This window comes from Chryseobacterium sp. Y16C, assembly GCF_022488405.1.
Classification (GTDB): domain Bacteria; phylum Bacteroidota; class Bacteroidia; order Flavobacteriales; family Weeksellaceae; genus Chryseobacterium; species Chryseobacterium geocarposphaerae.
The window spans coordinates 3,204,183-3,230,398 of sequence record NZ_CP092711.1 but is presented as its reverse complement, the minus strand read 5'-3'; the positions used below and the strand labels follow the sequence as shown (position 1 = coordinate 3,230,398).

14 protein-coding genes are annotated in these 26,216 nt (G+C 35.8%); 1 reads left to right on the top strand and 13 read right to left on the bottom strand.

All coding sequences use genetic code 11. From position 1 onward, the window contains the following. Positions 1–94: 94 nt before the first annotated feature. The 4 genes from MKS83_RS14465 to MKS83_RS14450 form a co-directional block, all read right to left on the bottom strand. Complete coding sequence (locus MKS83_RS14465) at positions 95–2,407, bottom strand: DEAD/DEAH box helicase family protein (RefSeq protein WP_240580234.1); 2,313 nt, start codon at positions 2,405–2,407, stop codon at positions 95–97. Positions 2,408–2,469: 62 nt separating this feature from the next. Beyond that, the gene (locus tag MKS83_RS14460; protein ID WP_317224457.1) at positions 2,470–3,666 is read right to left on the bottom strand and encodes a site-specific integrase; all 1,197 of its coding nucleotides are present in this window, start codon (positions 3,664–3,666) and stop codon (positions 2,470–2,472) included. 626 nt (positions 3,667–4,292) lie between these two features. Further along, complete coding sequence (locus MKS83_RS14455; protein ID WP_090001584.1) at positions 4,293–5,168, bottom strand: DUF4238 domain-containing protein; 876 nt, start codon at positions 5,166–5,168, stop codon at positions 4,293–4,295. Positions 5,169–5,184: 16 nt separating this feature from the next. Further along, a complete protein-coding gene (locus tag MKS83_RS14450) occupies positions 5,185–6,573 on the bottom strand; it encodes a hypothetical protein (RefSeq protein ID WP_240580233.1) in 1,389 nt (462 codons plus the stop codon). Positions 6,574–6,986: 413 nt separating this feature from the next. On the opposite strand from MKS83_RS14450, the gene MKS83_RS14445 reads away from it, so the two are divergent. Further along, positions 6,987–7,619, top strand: a complete 633-nt coding sequence (locus MKS83_RS14445) for a hypothetical protein (protein WP_240580232.1) — start codon at positions 6,987–6,989, stop codon at positions 7,617–7,619. Positions 7,620–7,678: 59 nt separating this feature from the next. Here MKS83_RS14445 and MKS83_RS14440 read toward each other — a convergent pair whose 3' ends face one another. From MKS83_RS14440 to traN, 9 genes are all read right to left on the bottom strand, one after another. Further along, positions 7,679–12,553, bottom strand: a complete 4,875-nt coding sequence (locus MKS83_RS14440) for a hypothetical protein (protein WP_240580231.1) — start codon at positions 12,551–12,553, stop codon at positions 7,679–7,681. Continuing rightward, entirely contained in the window at positions 12,550–13,623 is a 1,074-nt protein-coding gene (locus tag MKS83_RS14435; protein WP_240580230.1) for a ComEC/Rec2 family competence protein, read from the bottom strand. The genes MKS83_RS14440 and MKS83_RS14435 overlap by 4 nt, the downstream gene beginning before the upstream one ends. 138 nt (positions 13,624–13,761) lie before the next feature. Then, the gene (locus MKS83_RS14430) at positions 13,762–18,930 is read right to left on the bottom strand and encodes an Eco57I restriction-modification methylase domain-containing protein (RefSeq protein ID WP_240580229.1); all 5,169 of its coding nucleotides are present in this window, start codon (positions 18,928–18,930) and stop codon (positions 13,762–13,764) included. Then, entirely contained in the window at positions 18,923–19,603 is a 681-nt protein-coding gene (locus tag MKS83_RS14425) for a hypothetical protein (RefSeq protein WP_090001572.1), read from the bottom strand. The genes MKS83_RS14430 and MKS83_RS14425 overlap by 8 nt, the downstream gene beginning before the upstream one ends. A gap of 70 nt (positions 19,604–19,673) precedes the next feature. Then, positions 19,674–21,833 (bottom strand): hypothetical protein, encoded by a 2,160-nt coding sequence (locus MKS83_RS14420; RefSeq protein ID WP_240580228.1) that lies wholly within the window; start codon positions 21,831–21,833, stop codon positions 19,674–19,676. Then, a complete protein-coding gene (locus MKS83_RS14415; RefSeq protein WP_240580227.1) occupies positions 21,763–22,455 on the bottom strand; it encodes a hypothetical protein in 693 nt (230 codons plus the stop codon). The genes MKS83_RS14420 and MKS83_RS14415 overlap by 71 nt, the downstream gene beginning before the upstream one ends. Positions 22,456–22,498: 43 nt before the next feature. After that, positions 22,499–23,311, bottom strand: a complete 813-nt coding sequence (locus tag MKS83_RS14410; protein WP_090001570.1) for a M23 family metallopeptidase — start codon at positions 23,309–23,311, stop codon at positions 22,499–22,501. Next, entirely contained in the window at positions 23,308–25,302 is a 1,995-nt protein-coding gene (locus MKS83_RS14405; RefSeq protein WP_240580226.1) for a type IV secretion system DNA-binding domain-containing protein, read from the bottom strand. Before MKS83_RS14405 ends, MKS83_RS14410 begins: the two co-directional genes overlap by 4 nt. Before the next feature lie 43 nt (positions 25,303–25,345). Next, positions 25,346–26,212, bottom strand: coding sequence for a conjugative transposon protein TraN (traN, locus tag MKS83_RS14400; protein ID WP_078797588.1), 867 nt, complete (start codon positions 26,210–26,212; stop codon positions 25,346–25,348). Between the last annotated feature and the right edge of the window lie 4 nt (positions 26,213–26,216).

Here is a 26,216-nt window from a genome sequence, read left to right as displayed (position 1 = left end):
GTTTAAAATTTAATTGTTAGAATTTGGGCATAAAAAAGCACTCAATAAGTTTGAGTGCTTGTGCCAAAATTTGTGATTTGCTATATATAAATGATCACAGATTCTGGTAGTTTATTGTTTCTATAATCTTTTTAAAATCCTTTTTAATATTATTTATTATTGGTCTTGTTCTAAGGGATATATATAGGTTTTCAGATAGATATTTATACATTTTTTCTCCTGCATTAGTCTCATTAATACCTCTAAAAAACTTTGCTTTTGATAATACTAGGGCAGGATTTCTTTCTCTGATTATTTTAATAATCCTTAGGATTTCTGCTTTATCTCTTTCAAATATTTGATTGTCAGTGTATTTTTTGATATATATTGTTTCTTCATGAAGTAAGAGAGAATTATTAAATCTGTCAATATATCCTTTCAATTTATTTACTAATTCCTCTGATTCCTCATCAATATAATTTTGGAATCCATTATACTCAGAAACTAAGTATTTGAAGGATTCAGATTTCAGATGTTCTAATTCTGTTTCAGATATAAGTTTAGTAAAAATCTTTTCTTTAATGTATCTTTTTTGATTGGAATCAAATAAATTATTTGTTCTGTTTAATAATAGATTCCTTATTTCAGAATACTTCTGAGAAATGGATTTTTCAGAGTTTTGTGTATTAGACATATACTCATCATAAACCCTTGTAAGTACTGGATCAATTTCATCAATATTAAATCCTTCTGTAGAATATATTCTTGCTAATCTAGCATTATAGAATTGATTTGTAAATGCAGCATAAGTTACATAACAAGCTAAGTCTCTGCCTAGAAATCCATTTTGTGTTAAAATCTTCTCTGCTTTTTCTAATGTATACTCTACTTTATCAGGAAAATCTAAATTGAATCTATTTGCATCCAATATTGGGATTAGTAGTCTTTGAGCAAGTTTCTCATAACTTTCATTTATTAATTGTTTATGTTCTGAAAAGCTAATAATTGTGTTTAAAGGAGTACTAACATTATTTCTATTTCTTATTGCTGTGACAGGTATAGCAATTCTATTGTAGGCTTCTTCAAATCTCTCTCTTTGAATTTCAGACATACCTCTTAGGCTGCTATAATCCATCTCTATTGGATTGGGTAATATTATGTGTATTTTTCCAACTGTTCTTTGTCTGGCTAAAGCTTGAATTACAGAATTTATCCCTTCTGTAAAGATTCCATTGTTAGATTTATAAGTTCTTCTACTGCTTTTGGGAGGTAAAATAATAATTAAGGTATGATTGGGTTTATCAATACTTACTCCTGATTTAAAATTAGTTCCTACATTACAGAAAGAATTGTCATATCTATTCATGGGCTCTTCATCATCTGAATCAATATCTTCTATTTTTTTAGAAACACAGAGTTTTACTTCACCATATTTTTCATAGAGTAAGCTGCCAATTGTAGATTCTCTTGAAACTATTTTGTCAGATAAGGTTCTGGAATAACAGATGATATCTAGTGTTCTATTACTGTTAATAGTATCTTCAACAACTTCTCTTAAAGTTGATAGGTTATTAAAATAGTCTGAATTATCATAATGTAAAAATAGTTTGCTTTGTGCTCTTTTTACTATTCTTTCAGAGTCTAAAATTTTGATTTTATTATCAGTTAGTAGAGAGAAATACTTAATTACAGAAATAGATGCAATATTATAGGTAGCACTTAAAACAATAATTTTCTTTACAATATCTTGCCAGAAAAATAAATGGAGAATACCAACTTTAGAAAAATTGGAGATAGCTTCATGTATTTCATCAAAAGTTATATATACATCTTTATTAGGCTGTTTTAAATTGTTAGTTAAAGTTTGAATATATTCAAATTTAGCATCAGATTGCATTATTGCATCCTTTCCAGCATTACCTAGTAATGTATTGACAGTGACAAGATGCACTCTTTTTAAAATTTTACTGTATGGATATGAGTCAGATTTGTATATACTTCTTTCTAAAAACTGTCTTCCAATGACAGAATAATTAAAAATATCATCAGGATTTATACCTAAATCTAAAAGGTCTTTTTCATATTGATTTATTAGGCTAACTAATGGAACAGCTATAATAAAATATGAATTGGGATTGTTGTCATACTCCCTTTTGAGCTGTCTTAATATAGCAGTAGTTTTTCCTTGCCCAACTGCACAATTTATTACAGTTGTATCTTTTGAGTTAAAATTAAATTTTTCATTCAAAGATTCTCCAATAAAGCCATTATCATCTAGTTCCAAAGTCTCAAGAGTATAATTTTGTAAGGATCTTTCTAAGTGAGTGTTTACATTCTCTGCCTTGAGTCCTATAATGTCTATGAAATCTTCTGGTTGTATTTTGAAATAGTCTATTGGAAAATCATTAAAATGGTCATTAACATTCATAAATATTAAAATTAACAGTGTTATAAATAATTAATAAATATAACACTGTTATTTAGATTTCACTATAAATTAAGCTTATCTTTTAACCTATTCATCTGTTCTCCAACTTTTTCCTTTACAACCTTAGCATAATGTTGTTGAGTAATTCCTATCTCTGAATGCCCTAGCAACTCAGAAACTATTTCCATAGGAACATCATTATAGAGAAGGATAGTGGAAGCAAAGGTTTTTCTTGCTATATGATGTGTTAAAGTCTTGTTGATGCCTACAATCTCAGCAATCTCCTTTAAATAAGAATTGAACTTCTGATTAGTAATAACAGGAAGAATCTGTGTTTCTGTTCTGTACTTGTCTAAAATACTTTCAGCCTTAGATAACAAGGGAATATCATAATCTCTTTTAGTTTTCTGCCTGTGAATATGAATCCACTTATTGCTATCATAGCCTGTTTGAATATCATTTACTTTAAGATTTGACATCTCTGTATAAGCTAATCCTGTGTAGCAACAGAAAATAAACATATCTGTTACTTGTTGTAATCTTTCAGAAGCAAACTGATGTTTCTCTAGTGTTTCCAGTTCTTCTTTGGATAGAAATATAATTTGTTTTTTAGGTTTTCTGTTCTTGTATAGTAGGAAAGGATCTTTAGCTAAGTAATCCAGTCCTACAGCTAATTTGATCATTTGTTTAAATCTCTGTATTGTCTTATGAATTGTGTTCTGCTTAAAGTGTTTCTCAGCTTTTAAATAGTATTCAAATTCAGTTATAAATGCCATAGTCATATCTTTTAGCAAGTAGTCTGATTTGTTGTACTGATACTTTATGAAAGACTTTACATGAGCATGTGTTTGGTAAAATTTAGCTACAGATACTCTAGTGGTAGAAATGCCTACCAGTTTTTCCTGTTTAGAGATATGTAAATGAAACATTTCATTAATGGACTTATCCTGCTTAATATTTTCTCCTTTGTACTGTCTGTAGATATCATCTACATCAAAATCCTTTTCCTGAACTTGTAGGAATAAAAAAGCCTGATTAATATCTTGTTTAATCAGGCTTAGTTGAGTGTTGATTTGATTATTTATTTTGTTAGGAGGAAATGCCTTTTGCTTTGAAGCATTCCAAGAATTTGGATTTATAAAAACACCTGTTGAGAATGGCTTTCTTTGGCTGTCTAAAGTGATTCTACATTCAATTGCACAGACACCTTTTGTGTTAGTTCTGTTTCTTCTGATTAAAAATAGTATTGAAAGTTTCATAGTATTAATGAGGGTTTGAGTTGGTAACCTGAGAATTTTTTGGTAACCTAATTGGTAACCTGAGAATTGATTGTTAAAGTGAAATATTAAGAAAATTAAATAAGAAAATTCACAAAAAATAATGATGAATTTTTAATATGGTAACCTGAAAGAAATTATGGTAACCTAAAATTCTGCCTTAAAATTGAAAAATATTGAGATTTGAAAAACTTAGGATTTAAATAATAATTGCTGTAAACTCCCATGAATAGGAGATAAATGGTGTAAAACAAAAAAAATCTCCCTTGAAAAAGAGAGATTTCTGTGGGTCCTGAGGGGCTTGTACGTGTTTTAACAAACACCCTATTAATCGGACTTATGCTGTTCTCGATTTTAATAGGTCACTGAATAGGTCACTAAGAAAAAAGAATATTAGCGTCTTTTACTACTGCAAATATAAGTCAATTTTTGTTCGGTTGTAAACTTTCAAATTACTTTTCTTGTTATTGCCGATAAAATTAAATTCTTTCAATATACCTAAGACCAATTATGACCAAATATAATTAAAATTTAACTTTATTTATAGTGAATGAATAGGAGAACCTAATTTTAACTTATAGACGGTCGACTATATCTTCAATTTCTTCCTATACAAACTGAAATATATAACGATTGATCATTTCTGCCTGACCCTGATTTTGAAGATGCTTGTAAGTTTCTATTATCTTCTGAAGATATTCTTTATCCTTACATACAACATATTTCTGAGCCTGATGAAACATTGCTAAATCTTTATTTAAATAGAAAGCGATGTTTTTTACATTCTTTTCTTGGGAATCAGTACAAATAAAAGTTTCATTATTACCAAGTGGCAAAATGAAATTTCCGAAATCATCAAGATTATTAATGTCACTTTCTATTAAGGGAACATCTCCTAATATTGAAATTATATTTGTATTAGAATTTACATAACTGTTATTTTGAACACGAAGTAATTTTTCCTCGCTTATAGCAAGATTTTCGTAAAAAGGAAGAAATGGGAAAATCAATCTTTTTGTATTTTTGAAAAATTTCGAATTAATTAGATATTCCATCGCTTCTATATGATCTATTCCATCGTCTTTTTTAATAGTAATTTTAACTGGTAGTTTTTCGTAGGGATATTCCTTGTCTTTGGCATCAAACAGATTATCATTTGCTGGCAAGCGCCATTTCATTGATGATGCCATAAATAGTATAGACGTTAATGCCTCTTCAGTAATTGTTCCTGAACTTGTTATTTCTTGTAAATCTTTTGAAAACATTTCATCAAGTTCAGCATAAAGTTTTTCCAAGCCGTCGTCAGGAACTCCGTCAAGGTATAGGGTGTTTCTGTTCATCTCAAAGAAAACAGACTTTGGACTTCTCCTTGCCTTGGCGAAAGCATTCTTTTCTTTGTCATATATATAAAGCATATTATCCTCGTCTGCAAATCTTTTGATAAGAAATTGAGGAATGTAGTGGTGTCTTTTTGATAATGTCATAGGCTGGCAGTATTACTTAATTGTCTTTATTCTTTTTTGCTTCAAGTTCCTTTAGATACAGACCATACAAACCTATTTCATTAAGTGCTAATCGGAATGCAGTACCATATATGGGTGGTGGAGTAAAAAGCTCGAAAGTATCGCAATTAGGATCACCATCAGGAAAATTATATTTAGCTTTAAGATTGGGTGGTCTTTTAGCAATCTTATTCGTTTTAATACTTTCTAAAATTTCGTATGTAGCTAATATTAAAACTGTAGACTCACCGAATGATGTTAGTTTATCAATATAAAAGAATTGTTTATCTTTTAAGATTACTGGTGGGCTAAAAAGATTTATTATTCTAGAAAGTGAAAGTGAAAATTTCTGTTTCATCCTCAAAGTCTCTTCCGCTTTTACAAAGAACGGTCTTACAAAGAAAAAGTAATCATTTTCTTTTAATTTCTGAGACATATAAAATTTATCATAATAGTAATAAAGTGCTTGAGCTATATGAATTCTTCCTTGCTCAAAACATTGATCAGCAAATGATTTTATATAATTCAAAACATTTTCATATTGAGAATTTTCAAAAAAATTAGTCATTAAAAAATCTTCAGGATTCTTCTTAAATTCATTATAAGCTCCATTCTGAAGTTTTTTCAGAATATTTATAAGAGTGATTGGAGGATTAGGAGAGTTTAGCGAAAAGTACCCTATAATAATCTTTTCAAATGCTGAAGCCGGGTATATTCCATAAAATTTAAATAACTCATCAAAAAAACAATAAGGGTAAAATGGCCTATTGCTTAATATGCTAGGGTTTACATCAGACATGTCCTTTTCAAACAAATATTCATCGATAGCTGAACTTAGAAATTCATCTATCGCTCCAAAGGTCAGATTAAAAGATTTAATACTTGATAGTCCACATACAGAAATGGCTATAAATTTTCGGCCTCCACTTATAACATTTCCATCGACTAAAACATCCATAGGTTTTTCTATTATTTCTATAGAACTTATAGAAAATTTTTTATTAGGTGATCTTGCAGTTTCTTGTATAACATTATAATCAATATCATCGTCATTAAGTAATTCAAGAGCGTCTGCCCAATATTTTACCATTTCCGCGCAATTTTGGTGGTTGTTTGTATTTATTGGAAATGCATCCAAGCCTTTTGCTACCGCTAATATAGTTGTTGCTTTAAATCTGTCACAAAAGTTTAGAGCAAACTGACGAATTCCTGCGAAAGTTGCTATGTTAGTCAAATAATGATAGTATTCATGTATGAATATAGACTGCTGTTCGCCAATACTTAGATCGCTAAGGAAAGTTGTTAAATTTTCGATGTCGAATCCATCAAGACAAATATAAAATCGGTCCGGGTAATATTTTACTTTGGTTAGGTCGATATCTTCCACAGGTAAAAGTTTTATACTAAAAGATACGTTTTTATTTTAAAAGTATCAAAATTTTAAAAATAAAATGTAATGTATAAACAAGAATAATTTTAATTAAAAAATAGAATCTTCACCAAAAAGACATGATACAAAAAGCATTAATACTTAACTTCTAAACTTTTAATATCAAGAAACGACAATTAAATTCTCAAAAAATATTCGTAGTAATTGAAAAAAATGTACCTTTGTTTAAAGCTTTTACAGAAGCTTGCCACTTGTCTTAGCGAAACTGTTTCAGTGCTGTAGTAATAATTTATATACCAATAACGAGTTTTTAATTTGAAAACTTGAGAGGCAGGTGTCATTTTTTCGATTTTAAACTAGTTATTATGGTCTTAAAAATTAAGGGCCATACTGCTGAATATATCAAGCGTATGGCGAAATCAATCAAAAAAGCAGAAAGCATAACGCACGCTGAAGCTTTAGAGAAAGCCTCTATAAACTGTGGTTTTCATTCCTGGAAAAACTTTCAAAACCAATTAAAAAATGTTGCCTCAATTCAAAGACAGGAAACTGTTAAGGCTCTTAACAAAGATCCTTATAGAAATTTAATTGTTGCAGCGATTAATGAACTTTTAAAACAGAAAAAAATCAATTTTGATGTTGATAAGGAACAGCCGGGAAAAGCTGGAGATATGGATGGACATTTTTTGACAAAATTATTTGGACAGAATTGTGCGATTCTTTGGAGAGAGATTAGCTACCAAGAACTGATGATCACTGTGTGGTGGAAATATGATCATTCAAAAAATCCTCAAGCTCATCTAACAGGAAATGAGAGGGAAAATTTTAATGATACTCCGCTAGCTGACAAACGGCATTACAAAAAGTTTGTAGGAGCCGTAGTGTACGGATGGCTGGAAAGATTGACAGGCCACTATCTGATGGGACAAGACGATGAGCATATTGGTAAATATTATGTACGAAAAGGGGAGAAAATAGAACTTGAAGAATTACCTTTTATCAAACCCGAAGGATATCAATCTGATGGGAAATTTTATAGCTAGAATAAGGTCGGAAAGTTATTTTCCGACCTTATTTTTACGCAGGCAAAAAATTATATAATTTATTTATATTGAAGCAACTCATCTTTTAGCATATAAGCTTTGGTGGAGCTTTTCGCAATTAGAAAATCTAGGATAAATAGAAAATCTTTCAAGGCACTTCTGTTTCGTTTTATCTTTGCACCGTATTTGTAAAAAGCTTTTTCAATGAAATTATTTAGCAGATTATAATCTGCTTCTACAGATTTTTCCGTTTTAAGCATCAGTGCAATCCACGATATAGATTCAGGCATATAATTATAAAAAGCTATACCGTTTAAGAATCTTATTGAAGAATTAATTCTGTTAAATCCCCAATTTGTAATCAAGTCTTTATAAAACAAATGTCTGCCTTCGATAAAGCTACATTTCTCTACACTATCCTTCCAGTCAATATCTAATAATAAAAAAGGAAAAAAGGTACCATTCATATTCTTCAAAGACCAATCTTTCAAAACCTCCCAAAGTGCCCAAAACTTTCCTAAGTCAATTCCTCTTGCCAAAATAAACTCCTTGACTAGTTTAAAAATAAATTCTTGAGATTTATCCGTTTTTATTTTTTGCTCAACGCTTACTGTTAAATCTAAAATAGAAGTAAAAAGAGGTTTCGAAAACTCAAGTGGCTGACTTAACAGATATCTTGGATAAAAAAATATAAATACACTTCTACTGTCAAGGTAATCAGAATAACTATCTACTTTTTGATCGTTTAAGTATTCCAGATGCATCTTTAAAATTTCCTGTATAAATTGATGTTGTTCAGGAACATCAGTTTTCCAGGGGATAATACATACAGCTTCGTCTAGAAGCCAGTGTGTTGCCATATCTAATGAAGTATTATTTGTTTCTGGAGCAGTGATTGTTCCTGAAAGCACTGACATCACTAGTTTTTCAAACCAATCGTGATCTGTTTCATTTAACTGTTCTAATGTTATTTCTTCCCGGTTATACTGGGCTTTTTTTCTTTTATATTCTTGATTGAGATGTTTCTTTTTCCTAGCAAATTCAAGTAATCCAAACCAACAATTTTCTACGAATTCTGGCTGATAAACTGGTAAGTCATGAGATATACCTGCTGATAGTGAAAGACGATCCCTTTTGTCCATTTCCTTTAACAGTAAGCGCATAATCAGTTCCTTTACTTTCAATTGAAATGAAACATCAAGATTATACTTAAACATATACGATAAACCTCTTAAACCAGGATCACTATCCACCGTATCTAGATTCATTGGATAAGCGTCTTTATCTAAAAGTTTATTTTCACCAAGATTTATAACGGTTTCGCAACACCATGATAGCTCATCCGGTAAAAGATTATCTGCGAAATCACGCAACGCAACTGCTGCCATAGTTATAGGTGTAACCATGAAATGTGGTTTACCTTCTAATTTTAGTATGTACTCATAACCGATTTTCCAAGTTTCATAATTGTGATTGGACATCGTTACATTGTTATAAGCATTTCTAGCCCACACAGCATTTACAGGAGGATATTCCTCTTGCCCAAAGCTACTAACCATCTGCATAGTTTCTGTATCATAACCAGGGGTTAATTGTATAAGCTTATTTTCTCCTTGCTCTTCCACTATTTTAATGGCATATTTGCGAGCATCCATGTCAAATAAAAACTTCTTAAAACCAATGTTATCTTGATGCAGATTTTCCCACATACTATCTATCTGTTTAAAAAGAAGATCATTAAGCTTTCGCTCATAAAAAATATAGTGTGCTACAAAACCAACCAAACCAACATAATATTTTTTACGATGGAATCTGTTGTTTTCCGTTATACGTTCTCTCTTTTCAAAATCATCATCCGGATAAAATGAACTATCTATCATTTCCGATGTTGATCTGGATGAGTCCCATTCAAAAAAAATAGGAATTCCGAGTAAAGAGACAGAATACTCATCTAGCACAGACGGATATGCTTGAATAACACTTGAAACAATTCCTAGTACGGCAACGTTATTGGATTCCAAGATCAGCCTTTTCAGATAATTTTGTACAGTTTTTAAATCTTTTTCTCCTAAATCTAACAAAGATTTTTCTAATCCCATTAATAAAGAGGTTAAAACTCGATTATCAACATTAAATCCTCTATACATTGACCAGTAGTAAGTGGTACCGTAGTACGTTTTCTCTGTACCGTTCTCAAATTTAATCTTAATTTCTTCTAATCCATCATCATCTGCAGACAATATCTTCCAGTTGTAGTCAAAGGCTGTGTTCAAGAATGGAACGATAAAATCAAGTGCCTGTACTGGATGATATAAAAACATCCAGTAAAAAAAAGTATGATAACCGCTTGGGAATTCATAGTCATAGTCCAAATCTTTATCTAATCCAAAATCGTTATGTTTTGGTTTTTTGTCGTACCAACCGCTGAAATGACCCTTTGAGCGAGGTATAACTTTCTTAGCCCACTTTTCGGTTGCCATTTTCAGAACTTCGTCTGGAAAGAAACGGCATATCTGATCAGAGGTCAAACCATTAATAATATAATTTCTAACCTTAGATAAAATAGCTTGGTTCGTCCATCTCGTATCAGCTTCTTGTGGATTTACGCATGACTGAATTAAATTACCAACTAATACGGTGTCTGCTTCAGTCAACTTAAAAAGAATATCTAGGTAAATTTTGAGATAAGAATAATCAGCCTTTCTAAAATATCCCGTTGATTTTACTGCTTGAGATCTATATATAAAATCTTCCAGCAGAAACGCAGCGCTTTTTGCACCAGATGGAAGCATATCTTGATTAAACTCTTTTAGCTGTGCAGACCACGAAACTATCAATGTAAGATATTTTGTTTCAAATCCAGGAATTTCTATTAATTCAGAAAAATTATCCTTAATATGATTTATAATGTAATCCCATCCATTTCCTGCTGGAAGTAAGTGATCAAAGTCTCTTTTAGTTGGATCCATCTTTTTACATCCTGTCTGAAGTAAAAAAATAATTCTTTCAAGCAAGCTGCCTGAATTATGCAGAAATTGATCTTTTAAACTATCTAAGATAATATTTGCGTGAGGAGATCTAAGAGAAACAATTAGTAAATCATCTTTCCAAGTTTGTGATAAATCACGGTCATTAAGAAGTTCATGTACAAAAGTAATTGACTCTTCAGGCTCGCTTATATAGAGTTCTTCCATCCACAACCGAAATGCTCTTTTCTGTGAGGGTGTAACACCCAATGTAAGAAGGAACTCTTTGGCGCTAGTGGATATAGATTTTTGCTTTCGTATATATCTAATTAAAGCCCAGTCTTCCAGCATATCATGAGATGGGCAAAATGAAGGTTCATCCGCCGTATTATCAAATTGGAGAATATTATCGCGAACAAGTTCATTGGTTATTTCTTCATCTGCGGTATAAGTTGTAAAAAGAGTCATTTCAATCGCTCTTTTTACACAAATATCGGAAAAAACATTCCCACGCTTTGTGGAATTATTTTCCACAATATGCTTCCACATTAAAATTTTAAACTGCTTTTCATCTAAAGCTTCTTCCCCTGAAAGTACTGGTAAGATTCTTAAAGCTTTATCTAAATAATAAGGAGTACGTAATAAATGGTTAATTTTAGGATTATCAAGTAAAGAATTGAGTTCGGGAAACCTTTCGCGAATCATTGCAATTTCCTGATCATTAAATTCATCCACTTGTAAATAGCTTATATTATCAGGCAGCTCAGTATAAAAATTAATTCTAAAATTCTGGATAAGGTAATCCCGCATTGTTAAAACTACCCCAGCATGTTTACTTTTTTTAAGTACCTGGAGTAATTCTTTAAATGCCCCAAATTTTCCGGACTCCAATAATTTTTCAAAACTCTCTATCCAAAATAAAAAATATTTGTTAGACAATGGACTATCAAGAATTTGCTCCATACTTGCATTGCATCCTGAATTCTTTAAAGCTTCGCTTAATGTTTCACAATAAAGATTTTCAGCTGTAAATGTTAAGATAGTGTGATCACCTGATAGCTTTAAATTCGATACCGCTGATTTGGTCAAAGCCGACTTTCCTACTCCTGGTTTTCCATGAACCACAATTAAATTATTATTCTTTAAAGATTGCAAAAGCTTTGTATTGTCACGTGGCACGTTAAAATCACCTACTGTTTCATTCGTTTTTTCGATGGTCTTTTTCTCATTCTTTTCCATTTCTGAATAGCTGCTGACAACTTCCTTATTAGTCTCTGGCACTGTTAAAGGGATGGGTAGAAAGTTATCTACCTTATTCAATAATTTATTATAAGCCAATACTTTTGTTGCTATAAAAATGTCTTTATCTTCATAATTATGGATAATTCCTGTAAGATAAACATTATCATAAAGTATGGAATAAGCTCCACTGCCGGATAGTCCACTAACATTTTCCAATGCTCTTGCATCAAAGGTATCTAAAGGTTCTTCTGACCTAAGAGAGAAGTGCTTTGGGTCTGCTTTCTCATCCTCATTAAATGTTAAGGGAAAATAACGATCCTTATCTTGATTATTAAAACTCGCAAATCCTCTTATTTGATAGTTTTCAATTGATTGATTAGTATCGATAACTTGGCAAAAAAATTGTTTGCCGGTAAGTGAGATAATATCTTCTTTTGGCAAAATCAATAATGCCATATCTTCTTCATCGCTTTCAGACACCAAGACAATATCTGTATCAACTAAAGTATAAGAATGGAATGTTGATGTTTCTTCATTAAAAATCTCATCCAAAACGATTCCCGTTTTAATTATTTCTTTATCAAAATTCTTTCCTGTTAAACAATGTTTGGCCGTAAGAACATAAACATATTCTACATCTGGATCCGGAAAATATATTACTGCTGTACTTACCTCCTTATTGCTGGATATTTTAACAGCTGCAAGTTGTTGTATATTTTTTTTCATACATTATCTTTTAATGGTAAATAGGCAAGTGTTTTACTTTCAGGGCCTAATTCCGCATAACTACACTCAAATTTATGATTATCACATGCATTTACATCCACATCAAAAATATTTCTTAAATCTTTTGTGTCGCAAGCAAAATGAATGTTTAAAATTTCTGAACTTCTTTTGTCCTTTGTCAATAATCTTACAATTGCTTCCTTATCCGGATGTCTGTTATGTATGCCGTTTCCCGTTACAACATAACATTTGGTATTTACTATTTCTAAAAGTTCAGAACTTGTATTTGCTTTGCTTCCATGATGAGACAATTGCATAAATTCAACTTCAATTGGTTTTTTTTTACAATATCCCAAAGCAGAAAGACTGTCAATTACATCAGAAGGATGACTATCTGCGAGCAATAAGGCTTTCAAGTCTCCGAATTCAGCTAGTAAAGAAATGGAGCTGCCATTGATAGGGTCTGTATCCTCAATAAATTTGGCAGTTTTTAGTTCTTCTATCGTTTTTTTGTGATCCGATTTGTCTTCTGGTCTGCCTATTTTACCACTAGTTTCTTCCACCCTCCATAACTCTTTTGCTGCAGCTTCCTTTTCAGGGGTTGGTGAAAGGAAGGTCATTTTAAATCCAGAGCATTCAACAGGAATTGTTTTAGTATTAATTGGAACTGTCGAAAGGAGATTTTTTTCAGAAAGATAATCTCTAAATTTAATACCATCACCTACTGAAATCTTGCCGTTAGAAGCCTGTATTACTTCAGGTGAATGGTTAAACAAAAAATTCTTTACAACTTCATGCTTATCCAAGATTTTAATATCTCTCACAAAGCCCAGTACTGCTCCAATGTGATCACGGTCAACATGGCTGATAATCCAGTTGTCTATCTTCTCATTATTTGATATTAGATCTTTTATTAAAGGTCCGAAAGCATTTTTATATTCCTTCCCATACCCGCCATCGACCAATATGTTATGCCAATAGGAATCAGAGCCTAAAAATCTTATATAAATAGCATCTCTACCTCCTACGTCGAAAAAATGAAAACTGATTTGATGTGTTTGTTGGATCATCAGGTAATTTTTTTAATGTATATAATCTTCTTTCTAAAGGTAAAAAAATACCTTTACAAAAATGCTAGTATAAATTTTAGTTCACAAAATTTAGGATTACCACCTTTTTTGAAATAATTAGCTGCCACCAAGTTTGATTTATCTTTTTCTAGAAACCATAGTATTTAGCCTTAACCCATTTCCTTCTTCATTTCGCAGAGGAGCTGCAGAATTGTTAAGACTTAATTTTTTATCGGTCGTTACAAATATTCTTAAATTTTCTTGAGATCTTTCTTGTATGACACTGACTTTTTGCTTCGAACTCAATGTTATCTCGTTCTTTATATTATATTTTGTAATTAAATGTTGTTTAATCTCAGGAAGATTTTCTAATTTTTTATCTAATTCAGCAATTTTCTCTTCCGTATTTTTAGTTTGAATTTCTATTTCTGCAACATTAACCCCCTTTTCACCTAAGAGCTCGATTGTTTTCTGAACTTCCGCTTTAGCCAGGTCAATCGTTTTCTGGTAAGATGGAAGTTGATTCTTCCAGTAATCGGTATTTTCGTCTGGATTTTGAGTATAGCTTAAAATTCGATTATAAGATTGTTCAGCCTTGGTTACCATCTCCTTCACTTTTAGAAAATCTTCCTGTTTTCTAAGGACGAAGGCAATATCCGCCAGATGCTTATTTTTCTCACTCTCGATCTTCTTTTTCAGCAATTCAATTTCAATATTAGCCCGTGTTTCAGGATTTGTGATAATAGAAGTTTTAAGTTCCTGCGTACTGATATCAGAGATGTCCAGTACATCCGCTCCTTTTTTCATTGCTTCCAGGTATCTGGCTTGCTTTGATTGTAATTTCTGCAGCATAAAAACGTCAATGCTGTCATTGGTAAGCATAAAATTTACCCTGACATTTTCGTGCCTATTTCCCTGCCGCCAGGCACGGCCTTCCACTTGCCTTAAGGTCGTAAAGTTGTAGGGTAGGGAAAGGAGGTACAGATCTGTTGTGTTTTCCTGGAGATTCATTCCCTCCTGAATGGCCTCACTGCCGATAATGATTTTAATTTTTCCCGAATTAAAATCATTCTGAATCGATATCCTTTGAGGCTTGGATGTTGCGCCAGTAATAATACCAATTTCGTCGGGCTTGTAACCGATATTCGTCACCAGGTATTCTTTCATCCGTGGAAATTCCGAAACAGCTAACTCCGAATAAATGATCTGCCCGGCGTCCGGAATGTCTATTTTATTCTGCCGGATGAGGTTCATCGTTTCGTTGAGCTTCGGTGAGTTTTCAATAAATTCTTCTACGGATGGAAATTCTCCTTCATAGTAAGGCGATAAATACGGCGAAATAGCAATCAGCCTTGCATTCAGAATGTGAGTGAGAATTGCTCCTTTTTCTGTTTCGCTGAAATTCTCGGTCAATAGATCATATTGCTCGCGAGTCAGCTCATTTTGCTCAATCTTGTATTCTTTGTTGATCTTGTTAGGACGGATCAATTCTGGATTATCCTCTTCACCCTTGATGTCAATAAATTCAGACAGAAGCTGCTGAAACAAAGAATTGTTCTTGAACCGGCGGACATTGGCTTTAAACTTTACATCACCTTTCGCATCAATCTCCATATCGGTATCCGCCTCCATAAAAGTTTCAAAGAAGGTATTGACATTGAAATAGCCGGATTCTTCAAGCCGTTTATTGGCGATCAGCGATAATATGGAATAGTATTCCAGCGGTTTATTGGTAAAAGGTGTTGCTGAAAGCAGGGTAACATTTCTTCCGTCGTATTTCTCCTGAATATATTGTGCTGCCATCCAGGTATTGATCCCCAGCTTGGATGTCTGTTGATTCTGGCTTCTGAAATCCGAAGAAAATCTTCGATCCTCAATTCTAACCTTACCGACAATGTGGTTGGCATTGTGGACTTCATCAAAAGTCAGATGGTCAAAGCCGAAATCTTCCCAGTCATAGATCTTCCCGCGCTTCATTTTACCCTCGATCTCTTTGCCCTTCTCTAATTCCTTCTGAAAATCCCGTTCACTAATTGAATTTACGCTACGAAGTTCGCTTTCGGAGATATATGAGAACTTTGATGCCAGATCCTGGGTGATGCTTTCCGAGAAACCAATGTTGTTGAAGCCTTCATAGGTAACGATGGTAATTTCTCCGTCCTTGTTGTCAAATTTTGAAAGATCATAATCCTTACCCAGATTGCCAAGCACATTGACCTTCGCATCGGGTATTGTTTCAAAAATGGTTTCCACCCATTGCTTCAGTATGCTGTCGTTGGGAACTACGATCAACGGCCTCCTGGAATTTCCCCGCTCCATCGCTTCGTGCATCGATAGGATACCCGAAAGTGTTTTTCCGAATCCTACCTCGTGTGCCAGCAAGCCAACACCTTTCGTTGTCAGTCTACCAATGCCTGCTTTCTGAACCTCGGTTAATTTTAATTCTGAACCTTTGAAGTTCTTATAGATTTTAGAAAACAAGGGGAATCTGGAATAGTCCGGAACGTAGATATTGTTGTAATTTCTATTAAAATCCTTAACAAACCGTTCCCTAAGCTCATCCGATAATTCTTCCAGGATAAATTTTTGAAAGAGATCGTTGGCTGCAGCCTTTCTTCTGTCCCGGACTAAAGCATTTCGTTCCTTATCACTTCCCGTTACGGTCTCATTATCGACAAACTGACGCACCTCCCAGGCTGAAGAACCCTGAAAGGCATCACTCGCTAAAGTCCCGACAAAATCTTTAAATTTTTCAGCCAGATTATAATCCACTACAACGACTTCATTTGATTTAGTATTGTAGTTGTACCGTTCTTTTTCTACCTGTCCCAATGCAAATTGATGGACGAACTCGTGATTGGGGCTTATAAAAATCTCATCAAAGGTTTTTGGCTTAGGAAGCACATTAAGAAGGAGATTCAGCTGCTTGTTATATTGGTCTTCAGTTCCTCCGACAGCCAATTTATCCTTGAAATCTATCTCCAGCTGCTCAAGCTTAGAATAAATATTTCCTTCTCCATAATAAAAATCGTGAACCCACTTACCATCAAAGTAATTAGCGAATTGATAATGTTTCCCATAATTGTTCAATGTGCCATCATAATTGGTATCCCGGAAGGCATCAATTTGTTCCTGAGTAATATCGGAGCTGTTTTGAATTGAAGTATTAACAACATCGTCAGCCTTGGAGAATAGATATTTTAAGATTCCTTTTTTAAGTTCAGGTTTCGTCTGAACCCTGTATTCCGTGTTTTTATCTTTATGGGAACTAATAAACCGATCTGCTTTTTTCAGAATTTCATTAATTCTGTCCTTTGAAAATTTGCCTGGTTGTTCTTCTATCTCGGACTGCAGCTTTTTGTACTTATCAATTTCTTTCAGAACAGCTGGCGATTTAAATTTTACGGTATTAAGCTTAGAAAGAACAGTTTCAATCTTTTCCCGGACTTCGTTATAGCTGACATCATTTTTTTCCGGATCAGCTATACCTTCAGAAATCGATTCGGTTTTATCTTTGTTTTGCAAAGGAATAGAATGCTGATTTACCGTTTGTTTTGGAGGCTCTGACAACAGATCTTCAAAAAGATTCCCGATCCTTTCGGTTTGCTTGTTTGTTTCAAGCCTTTGTAGCCTGGCTAATGCATCGTCCAAAGTTCCGTGGACATAAAGTTCCATCCGGCCGAAACGATTCGATTTCTCACGAATCTCGCCCAAAATGTTTTCCGGATTTTTTTCAAAGTAATCGGAGATATTATGCTTGATTATTTGCGAGGACTTTTTAAGGATAACGATATCTGTTCCGATCTGTGTTCCCGCAAAAGCTCCGGTTGGTAAGCGGAAGGCTTTAAGCAGTTCAGCATCTTCAAGATCTTTCTTGCGATTGAGCCAGCCGGATGGGAGGACCATTGCCAGGACTCCGTCGTCTTTCAGAACATCAAGGCTGCGCTTGACAAAATAATCTTCATATTTGGAAAGTTTCGGTTCCTCACCCAACCCTTTATAGAGACCACGATGTTCCCCATAAGGCGGATTACCGATAACCAGATCGTATTGCTGAGAGAGCTCTTTTTTGTTTCCCTTCTCGTCAATAAATTCAGATTCAAAAGAACGGAGATTGATAGTAGCTTCAGGATGAAGTATTTTAGCAATCCTCGCAGTGGTCTCATTGATCTCAAAAGCTGAAATAGTTTTATTAGAGGAAAGTTCCTTGACCGCATACAAGAAATTGCCCGTCCCCACGCTCGGTTCCAAAACGCTTATTTCCTTCCTGTTTTTGAGCTGTTCCTTGATGAGGTTCCGGACGGCGTCTACGATTTTCTGATCCGTGTAATACTCGTCAAGAATACCACGACCTTCTTTTGCGACACCGCCGCTTTTGAACTGATTGCAGATGTCTTTCAATTCATCGGTAATGGCAATGCCATCTTTAAAAAGAACCTCTTTGCTTTCGGAAATAAAACAAGCTGCTGAAGCGACTTCTGCAACTTGCTGGTTGGTCAGCTTCTGACCTTTATATTTAGAGATAAGACCGTCTAATTCTGCTGCATTTGCAACATTAGTGGTTATCTTGTGGACTTGTTTGTCGGATCTTCCTGTGTTGGGTGCAATTCGCCCGAATACGATTCTGCCCACGGAAGGTTTTTCTTCAGCATCGTGCGGTTGTGTTTTGTCAGCGGATCCTCTTCCTCGTTCACCGGCTGCGAGATTGCTCCGCTCTGCGCCTGAAGATCCATTTCCAGCATTTGAGCTGCCCACATTTTGTCCTGTTGCGTTATTTCCTGTTTGCTCGGATTGGCTGTCCTGCAGAGGTTTTCCAGAATCTCGTCCAGCAGATCCGGATTCCAGGTGCTGAGTGTCGGATATTCCGTTTGGTTTAGTAGTAGTGGCTGCATTTTCTGATTCTTTTGATGTAACTAAATTACTGTTTTTATGAACATCATCTAATTTGTTCTGAAGATATTGAGACAGGTCCTTATTTCCATTAGCGGATATGTCATACATTTTCCGGATGTCTTTGATATTATTTTCCTTAAATTCCATTAGGATTTTAAGTGTTGCCGCATCGCCTGTCCGGTTTGCCTCAAGACACAAAAAGATCTTACCATCAAAGTTTTGAAACCGATTAAGAAATCTCTTACTGTTAATAGCAGCATTAAGTATGACAAGGGTTCTGCTATTGGACTGCGCGTTAAGCTCTAAGAGTTTTTGGAACGACTTAGCATCCTCATTTTTTGCGAAAAGGATCAGTTCATTTTTACTTCCTTCAATGACAGTAATGTCATCATTTATTTCTAAATCGTCACTCATTTTTAGTGCGTGTTACAAAACGATTAAACTCAAATAATTCCCGGGCAGACTCATCCCAGCTTTTTCTAGGGATCAATTGGAGGGTGACAAAAATGTCATTCTTTTTATTGTAAGAGTCGATACGTTCCAGCCTTCCGTGATAATCCTGTTCAGCGTGTCGGTACAATGAGTAGGGCAGGATGGTGTCGGTGGGGTAGATATAGAAACGGGTATAGTTCCAGGGCGAATTGATCTCGAAGCGTTTGTACTGCTTTCCAAACAAAATGGTATCAGATAATTTTCTTCTGTTGCGGTAATTCGGTATCCATTCTTTTGAAAATACGGCACCTTCTTTCTTCTGCCACACCAGCAATGGCTTTTGTTTTAAGGCAATCTCTGATAATATGGTGGTTTTTCTTTCGGAGCCTATCGGATAACATAGAGAATCATTGATATAATAAATCTGCTTACTCATTTCCGGAAAGCTTCGGTCGGGAACGATCTCTATCAGATCATCCTCAGAATAGCTTATTTTGGAAATATGAAAACTCTGCATCTCGTCCAGTCCTTTGGAAGCGTTGAAATAGACATTGGAAATAATATCAATTCCGCCTTTCTCGGATTTAATTTCTTGGTGGCAGGAACTCAGGATTAACATCAGTGCAATGGATAATCGTGTCAATTTTATTTTCATCGTGTTGATTTAAAAAAAAAGCGGCAGATCACAAAACCTACCGCTTTCGAATTAGGGTCAGGTATTTCTCTTATCGCTTGATGCTCTGCTCTTTCACGTTATTCTTTTCGTGTTTATGATCCTGTTCCAGCCCTTCCAAAGGCTTGTTGGTATTAAGCCGGTTCATATCGTTGTCATAGAGCTTAAGGTTTCGGTTCTGGGGATCGAGAACAGCTTTGCCTTCTATGACCGAATCATCCTGTTTGAATTTTACCTTGACAATATTTCCTTTCTCCAGAGATTTTATCGCGTTGTCTTTCCATTCCGGCTTGTCAAATACCAGCTCCGCTTTGTCCACGATCTTCGCTGTATCAACACCGTACTTTTCGTGGAAGTTCTGAAAATAATAGTTGTCTTTTTCAGTTTTAGGGCGACCGAAATCAAACTGAACAAAGGCGGTTGCTTCTTCCTGGGTCTTAGGGTTGAGAAACTCGGTCTTCACACTTCGTCCCTCTAAAAGATTAATGGCTTCCTTAGCGGTAAAATTATTATCCCTGCTGACCGGAAAATTGTGGGAACGATCTTCGCTGTTCTCCATTGTGAGTTTGGCGTGGTAGGCATTGAGAAAAATACCCCCTCTTTCTGTCTTGTTGAATTTCAGCGTGAAATCTACCTGGTTGCCGGGTGATGCTTTATCGGAACCGGTTTTAATCTCAAACTGCTGTTTTTTAGCAGCAATTCCTTTTTCTAAATCTTTGTGAAGCTGTTCGCCTTCTCCAAAACCGAGGTATTTCAGCTGGTCCTTCAGGTATTGTACCTGGTCGAAATCTTTTTGTGTTTCCATAATGTTTGGATTTTGATTGTTATATTGTATTTCATTCATTGTTATTGGCCTGTATGCTGACATCTCTTCTTCATCCAGGAACATTTTGATAATTTCACCGCCAGGCAAGATGGAGTAGGCTTCTGCATACTGCTGTTTTTGAAGTAATCCATAAGCCAACTCGTATTTATCATTCTTAGATAGATAATGGCCATCAATGAAATCCGGCAGTTGTCTTAATTGATGTTCAGTGAGTGAGTAGTCTCCGTTTGTAGTTCCGAATTCCATCTCTTCCTGATAGCTCTCTCTTTGGTGTTGGGTGATGTTTAGATCTTTCAGCAAAAATTTTTTCTGTTTTGTACTATTATCGTGATGAAGCAGATCAGTAATTTCCTGTTCGGAAAGCTTCGGAGATATATGGTTGCGTACGGCCTTTTCTTTCAGGTCATTTTCTGCGAAAACTTTAAATTCGTTCAGGCTCGCTGAATTTTCAGAAAGGTCTTTCATACCTGTCCACTCATTTTTGCCGAATGGTAAGTGGTATTCCTGGGTTTGCAGATCATAGCTATAGTAACTCCCGCCGGTTGGACTTTGTAGGGAACCGCTTCCATCATCGTAATCGAACCAATTCCAGCCCGCTGGTAGGGAAGATGCCGGCTTCCTGTTTTCTTCATAGTCCGGCTCCTCGGTATGGGGTATTTCTTTTGCATCCGATTTTGCGGCTTCCGCTTCATACTTGCGGTAATGATAAGCCTGCTTTTCATCGTTCTGCGCATAGCTCATACCGGCACTTAATTCCGTCCTGTTGCTCAGTTCTTTCGCCCAGGTATCGGTAATTAATTTTTGCCGATCTGCCTCGTTTAGAATTCGTATGTCTCTGTAAGCGTAAATCTGCATAAATTTTTTCTCCTGCGCGGTAAATTTCCGTTCTCCGTCACGGAAGAAATGCTCGGAAGAAGTATGCTCCATCTCTTTTATAAAATCTTTATAAGCCCTTGACAGCGGCGTAATATATTGATCATACCAGCTAAGATTATTTCCTGCTTTAATAGCCACTGAATTCTGAAGATGATCATCCTCTTCTTGTAATCGGGGACTTTGCAAGTTGATGGGACGTAAATCGAAAGGCTGGCCATCTAACTGGTAGTCGAAGGTATAGCCAACCGCTTCACATTCCTCCTGGAACGCTTTACAATCTTTATAATCAAGTCCTGTGCTGGCTTCTTTTTGCTGCCATTTATCCAGGACTGCCTGCAATTCTTTGGAGAGTTGATGGTAATTTTCAAATAGATCCATTGTTACATTTTTGAAATAGGGTGTTTTATTATTTTTGAAAGCATCAAGACTTTCAAAGAATTTATCTTCTGAATCTTCGTTTCTCATCCAGCTGTTGTTCCTCATTTTCCCGCATCCGGTTGGCATCTTCATACATATCCCTGTCATTGACATTGAGTTGAACATCAGAATTACTATTGTTAATTCTTTTATCTTCGACAGCTATCCTCGTCACGGCATTAAGTTCCCTGGAAACAATATTCATATCATTTGCGATTTCCTTGGCGATTTCCGGGTACTGGTCGATTTTATCGTGGAGGTAATTTTTCAGCTTCTGCAGTTCGGCTTTATAGCGGCTGAGTTCCTGAAGGTCCTTTTGATCGGCAATAATAGCGGTGAGCTCAGTGGCATTTTTAATAAAATCGAATTCCACTGTTTTGCTGTTTTCCTTATCGAAGATGAATGCTTTTTTTTCGATATTCCATTCGTTGGGAGTCTTTGACAGGTCTTTGATGTCCGTGTACTGGACTTTTTCTTTGCTTTGTTCCAGAATTTCCGCAAGTCTTTTGTCCCGTTCCAGAAAGATGACCTTCAGCTGCGTATTGTTATTGGTAAGCTGAAAAGTAGCGCGGTTCCTGTCATTATCAGCGACAATCGTATAGCCTTGGAGAAACTTTTGGATGTCGTCAGCGCTTAACTTTTTTGAAAAAGTCAGGTCTTCATTGATTATTCCGTAGGTTTTGAGGTCTTCGGTGGGTAAATTGTGATGTTCCATAAGATGATGTTTTTTGTTAATTTTGATAGGATGTTGCAAGCCACTAATTCGCTTCAGTAAGGTCATTGAGAAAACGGATAGGATTAATATGTTTCCCGTTTTCCCTGACTGAGAAATGCAGGTGCGCACCGGTGGAGTTTCCGGAATTGCCGCTTTTGGCAATGATGAATCCGGCTTTTACCAGCTCCCCAACTTTGTAATAGATTTCCGAGAGATGCAGGTAAGCTGTTTCAAAACGGTTGAAATGTTTTACTTTGATATAATTTCCGCCGCCTTTGAGATCCCATCCTGCAGCGGTAACCACACCATCCATCACGGCATACACATTCTCATAGCGGGCTTTCAGGTCAATACCGTTATGCATTTTTGATTGTCCAAATATTGGATGTATTCTCATTCCGTAAGGAGATGTCACGGAGACAGATCTACTTAATGGCATTGCGATCTTTGAAAACTTTGGTTCTCCGGTTTCATTTTCATAGTCATTGCTTCTTATAGAAAAAGATCGTTTTTGTTCATTATTAATCAACTGACTTTGCAGCTGTAAAATCAACGAGTCCTGGATTTTTTGTATTCTCCATTTTTTGTCGTTGTTGTCTGAATTATCTTTGATGATTGTTTTCAAAGAGTCCAGTTCTCTTTTCAGGTCTGCTTTGGAGATGGTGGTAAAAATAGCCTTCCAGAATCTGTTGTCGCTTTTCTGCTTCAAATCCTTAGTCTCTTCCATCTTTTCTACAACGGCCAGATTCTCTGTTTTTTTTGGCGATCCAAGCGTCAGTGTGTTGAATTGCCCATACAAAGAGCATTTAAAAGAAAAAAGCAACCCGATCAAAAAGGATGTTATAAATGTTTTCATGAAGCTGATTTTATAAATTCATTTACGATGAGTTCCACTTCCTTATTGATCTTCCGGAAATTGCTCATCAGTACTTCCTCTTTGCGGTTAATTCCCCTCTTATCCAAAAATGAATAGTAGACCGGCATCGGAGCGTAGTTTTGCTCTTCTTCGTTGATGGCATTCATATCCAGATTGATCTTTCCATGAATTGCTGATGTCTTGTATTCGTCGGTATCGTTTTCTTCGCCTTGAGCAATCATCCCAACCATTTCACCGGTTTTTAATGCGGCTATTTTTCCGGCGGGTATCATGTGGTCCATTTTCTCATTAATACTGGTCGTTGTTCCCTGTTGTGATATCGATTGGGAATAGGATTTTTGCTTAATCTTACCAAATAGTTTTTCCAGCCAGTCCAGTGTATTCTTGTCCCTGGCCGAACCGGAAAGGATATTTCCGACAATGGCAGATATGGTGTCTGCTACTTCTTTTTTGTAAAACTGCCGGAGCTGAGGAATTTCCTGCAGCCCTAGCAACACGGCAACGCTGTTGCTTCTTGCTGTTGCGACCACGTTGTCTATTTTGTGGATATAAATGGTCGGGAACTCATCAGCAATAATGCCTCCCGGCAGATTGTGCTTGGAATTGACCAAACGCAGCGTTCTGTTCAGTACCGAAGAGTACAGCGCAGAGTTAATATCCTGTGTTCCTGGGTCTGAAGCTAAAATCAATATAGAAGGATTTTCCCTGTCGGTAATTTTCAGCTCCACTTCATCACCGGAAAAAACCCAGAAACTTTCTTTCGTAGCTAGTCTGGAAAGAAAGATCTTCAAAGTCCCGATCTGTCCTTCCAACTGGTCAAAAGCTTTATTGTCATATGCCGTTTTGAAGGGAGAAAGGAGTGAACCAATTTCTTCGTTGGTAAACAGCGTGTCAAAAATTTCCTGGTAGCTACGGTTCATGAAGGAAAGAATATGCGGCAGGTCCGAGTATTTCCCATTTTCCAGGGTGGCAAAAAAATAAATGCAGGATGACAGGAAGTTGATCGCAGATTGGGTAAAGAATGCATCCGATCCTCCGCCGGAGCTGCTTCCGCCTTTTTGTAGTGAGGATACCATCGATTCCGCCATTTCCTGTGCTTCTGCCAGTGTTTGGATATACTTTTTATGAAAAGGATTGACCCTTTTTGATCTCTCGACCTCGTTCAGGCTGATGACGTGAAACTGATGGTTATATCCCGATTCTTTACTTTTTTTGATCAAATAGTGATAGTAGGCGATCTGGGCCAGATCCGGAAACTTGAAGTCGTAAATGCACAAGCAGAAACCTTTGGCGATCATCTGCCTGATGGCAGGATTGATCACGCCGAATGACTTTCCACTGCCTGGCGTTCCGATGATCATAGTTCCGCGAAAAGGATTAAGATTGATCCAGCCTTTATTGATTTTTGCATTGTAACGGAACAAATAAGGAATATTAATGCTGGTATCGGTATCGACCAGTTCTTTGTTCTGGTCAAAAGATTCCTCTTCCACATTCCACCGGTCTTTCCCCATTTTCTGCTGCATCAACTTAGAGATGCTGTCTGCGCCCATTTGAAGAATTACAGCACCCAGAAAAGAGAGAACTGCATAAATGACCTGGTACAGGTTCATCCCGGGGAAGACTTTTGGAAGCTTGGTGTCTCCTGCTTCCTTCTGCCATAATAGGGAACAGAACATCATTACCAGTCCCAGAACCATTGGAACAATGATCTCCTTAGCTACGTTGAGATCTTTTTTTTTCTTTGCTCTGGTCCCGATGGCAACCAATCCTATCAAAACCAGAGTCGCCAGCTTGGCATTCAATGGTGGATAAATGAAGCTCATCTTCGAGAAGTTCTTCAGAAGATTAGACACGACCGGAACATCCGCATTCAGGTAAAACAGCGAAGCACAATCCAATGCAACGACCGCATAAACTGCCTTTTGCAGGAATCCGTAGATCTTTATCTGATGTTGTTGCTCTTGCATTATTTGTTATTTAGAGTTTAAAAAAATGGAAGCGGAACTTCCGCTAGAAGGTGTCTGCTTTAAGGATATCCGAATAGTTCACTTTCATTTCGATGGTCCTTCCTGAAAGCTGTTCCTCAATCAACCGTATCATCATTACTTTCGAGTTCGGATAAGTGAATTTTTTAAATACATAAATATTCCTTAGGTTTTTTCTGAAGTGCTTTTGAGGATTTAGCTGAAATACCGGTGTCATTTCAATGCTCTGATTGTTGGTCGCCTTATGGATCTTCTTATCTTCAATGGAAAACTTAAGCGCTTCCAGGTCGTAGCTTAGATTGGAAGTATTTTTAAAGGTCATATCCAGAAAGATGTAATCACCCATCACATATACATTGTTAAGCTGCATACTGAGATTCAGGTTGTTTTCTGTTCTGACTGGTTTTTTATCGGTCTTATTCTGAATGATGTCCAAGGCAAATTTCCTTAGCTCACGGTTTGAGAAGCTCATTTTGTCAAACTCGATGGGCTGCATCGCTTCGGGCTGAATGTGGATGTTAGTAATGGTATTAAGGTTGTCGGGGCTTCTGTAGACCGCTTTATACTGTGCGATGAAAGACTGACCGACAACGGTGATGATACCCACTGTGTCTCCGCTGAAAAAAGAGATGGATTGTTTCTTCTTGTCCTTATCTGAAATACCAGTATCGGTAATTTTAATTCTTGCGATATTGCTGGCTGGAAGATCGCCGGTCAGCCTATCGGTGGAAAGGTCAACATATTGAATCGGTTCAGGCGAGATCATATGCAGGTTGATTCCTTCCGTGATCTCAAGTTCCGGCAGATCAGAAATGATCTGCTCAGGGGTGGCAGTTTGTGCAGTGAACAATGTTGCGGTGAACAGCAGTAGGCTGTATAATAATGTTTTCATCATT

Coding starts and splice junctions, on each gene's coding strand:
- MKS83_RS14415 (WP_240580227.1), bottom strand. CDS start 22,455: ATGGAACATCACAATTTACCCACCGAAGACCTCAAAACCTACGGAATA.
- MKS83_RS14440 (WP_240580231.1), bottom strand. CDS start 12,553: ATGAAAAAAAATATACAACAACTTGCAGCTGTTAAAATATCCAGCAAT.
- MKS83_RS14445 (WP_240580232.1), top strand. CDS start 6,987: ATGGCGAAATCAATCAAAAAAGCAGAAAGCATAACGCACGCTGAAGCT.
- MKS83_RS14455 (WP_090001584.1), bottom strand. CDS start 5,168: ATGACATTATCAAAAAGACACCACTACATTCCTCAATTTCTTATCAAA.
- MKS83_RS14435 (WP_240580230.1), bottom strand. CDS start 13,623: ATGATCCAACAAACACATCAAATCAGTTTTCATTTTTTCGACGTAGGA.
- MKS83_RS14410 (WP_090001570.1), bottom strand. CDS start 23,311: ATGAAAACATTTATAACATCCTTTTTGATCGGGTTGCTTTTTTCTTTT.
- MKS83_RS14465 (WP_240580234.1), bottom strand. CDS start 2,407: ATGAATGTTAATGACCATTTTAATGATTTTCCAATAGACTATTTCAAA.
- MKS83_RS14460 (WP_317224457.1), bottom strand. CDS start 3,666: ATGAAACTTTCAATACTATTTTTAATCAGAAGAAACAGAACTAACACA.
- MKS83_RS14430 (WP_240580229.1), bottom strand. CDS start 18,930: ATGAGTGACGATTTAGAAATAAATGATGACATTACTGTCATTGAAGGA.
- MKS83_RS14405 (WP_240580226.1), bottom strand. CDS start 25,302: ATGCAAGAGCAACAACATCAGATAAAGATCTACGGATTCCTGCAAAAG.
- MKS83_RS14420 (WP_240580228.1), bottom strand. CDS start 21,833: ATGAAGATGCCAACCGGATGCGGGAAAATGAGGAACAACAGCTGGATG.
- MKS83_RS14425 (WP_090001572.1), bottom strand. CDS start 19,603: ATGAAAATAAAATTGACACGATTATCCATTGCACTGATGTTAATCCTG.
- traN (WP_078797588.1), bottom strand. CDS start 26,212: ATGAAAACATTATTATACAGCCTACTGCTGTTCACCGCAACATTGTTC.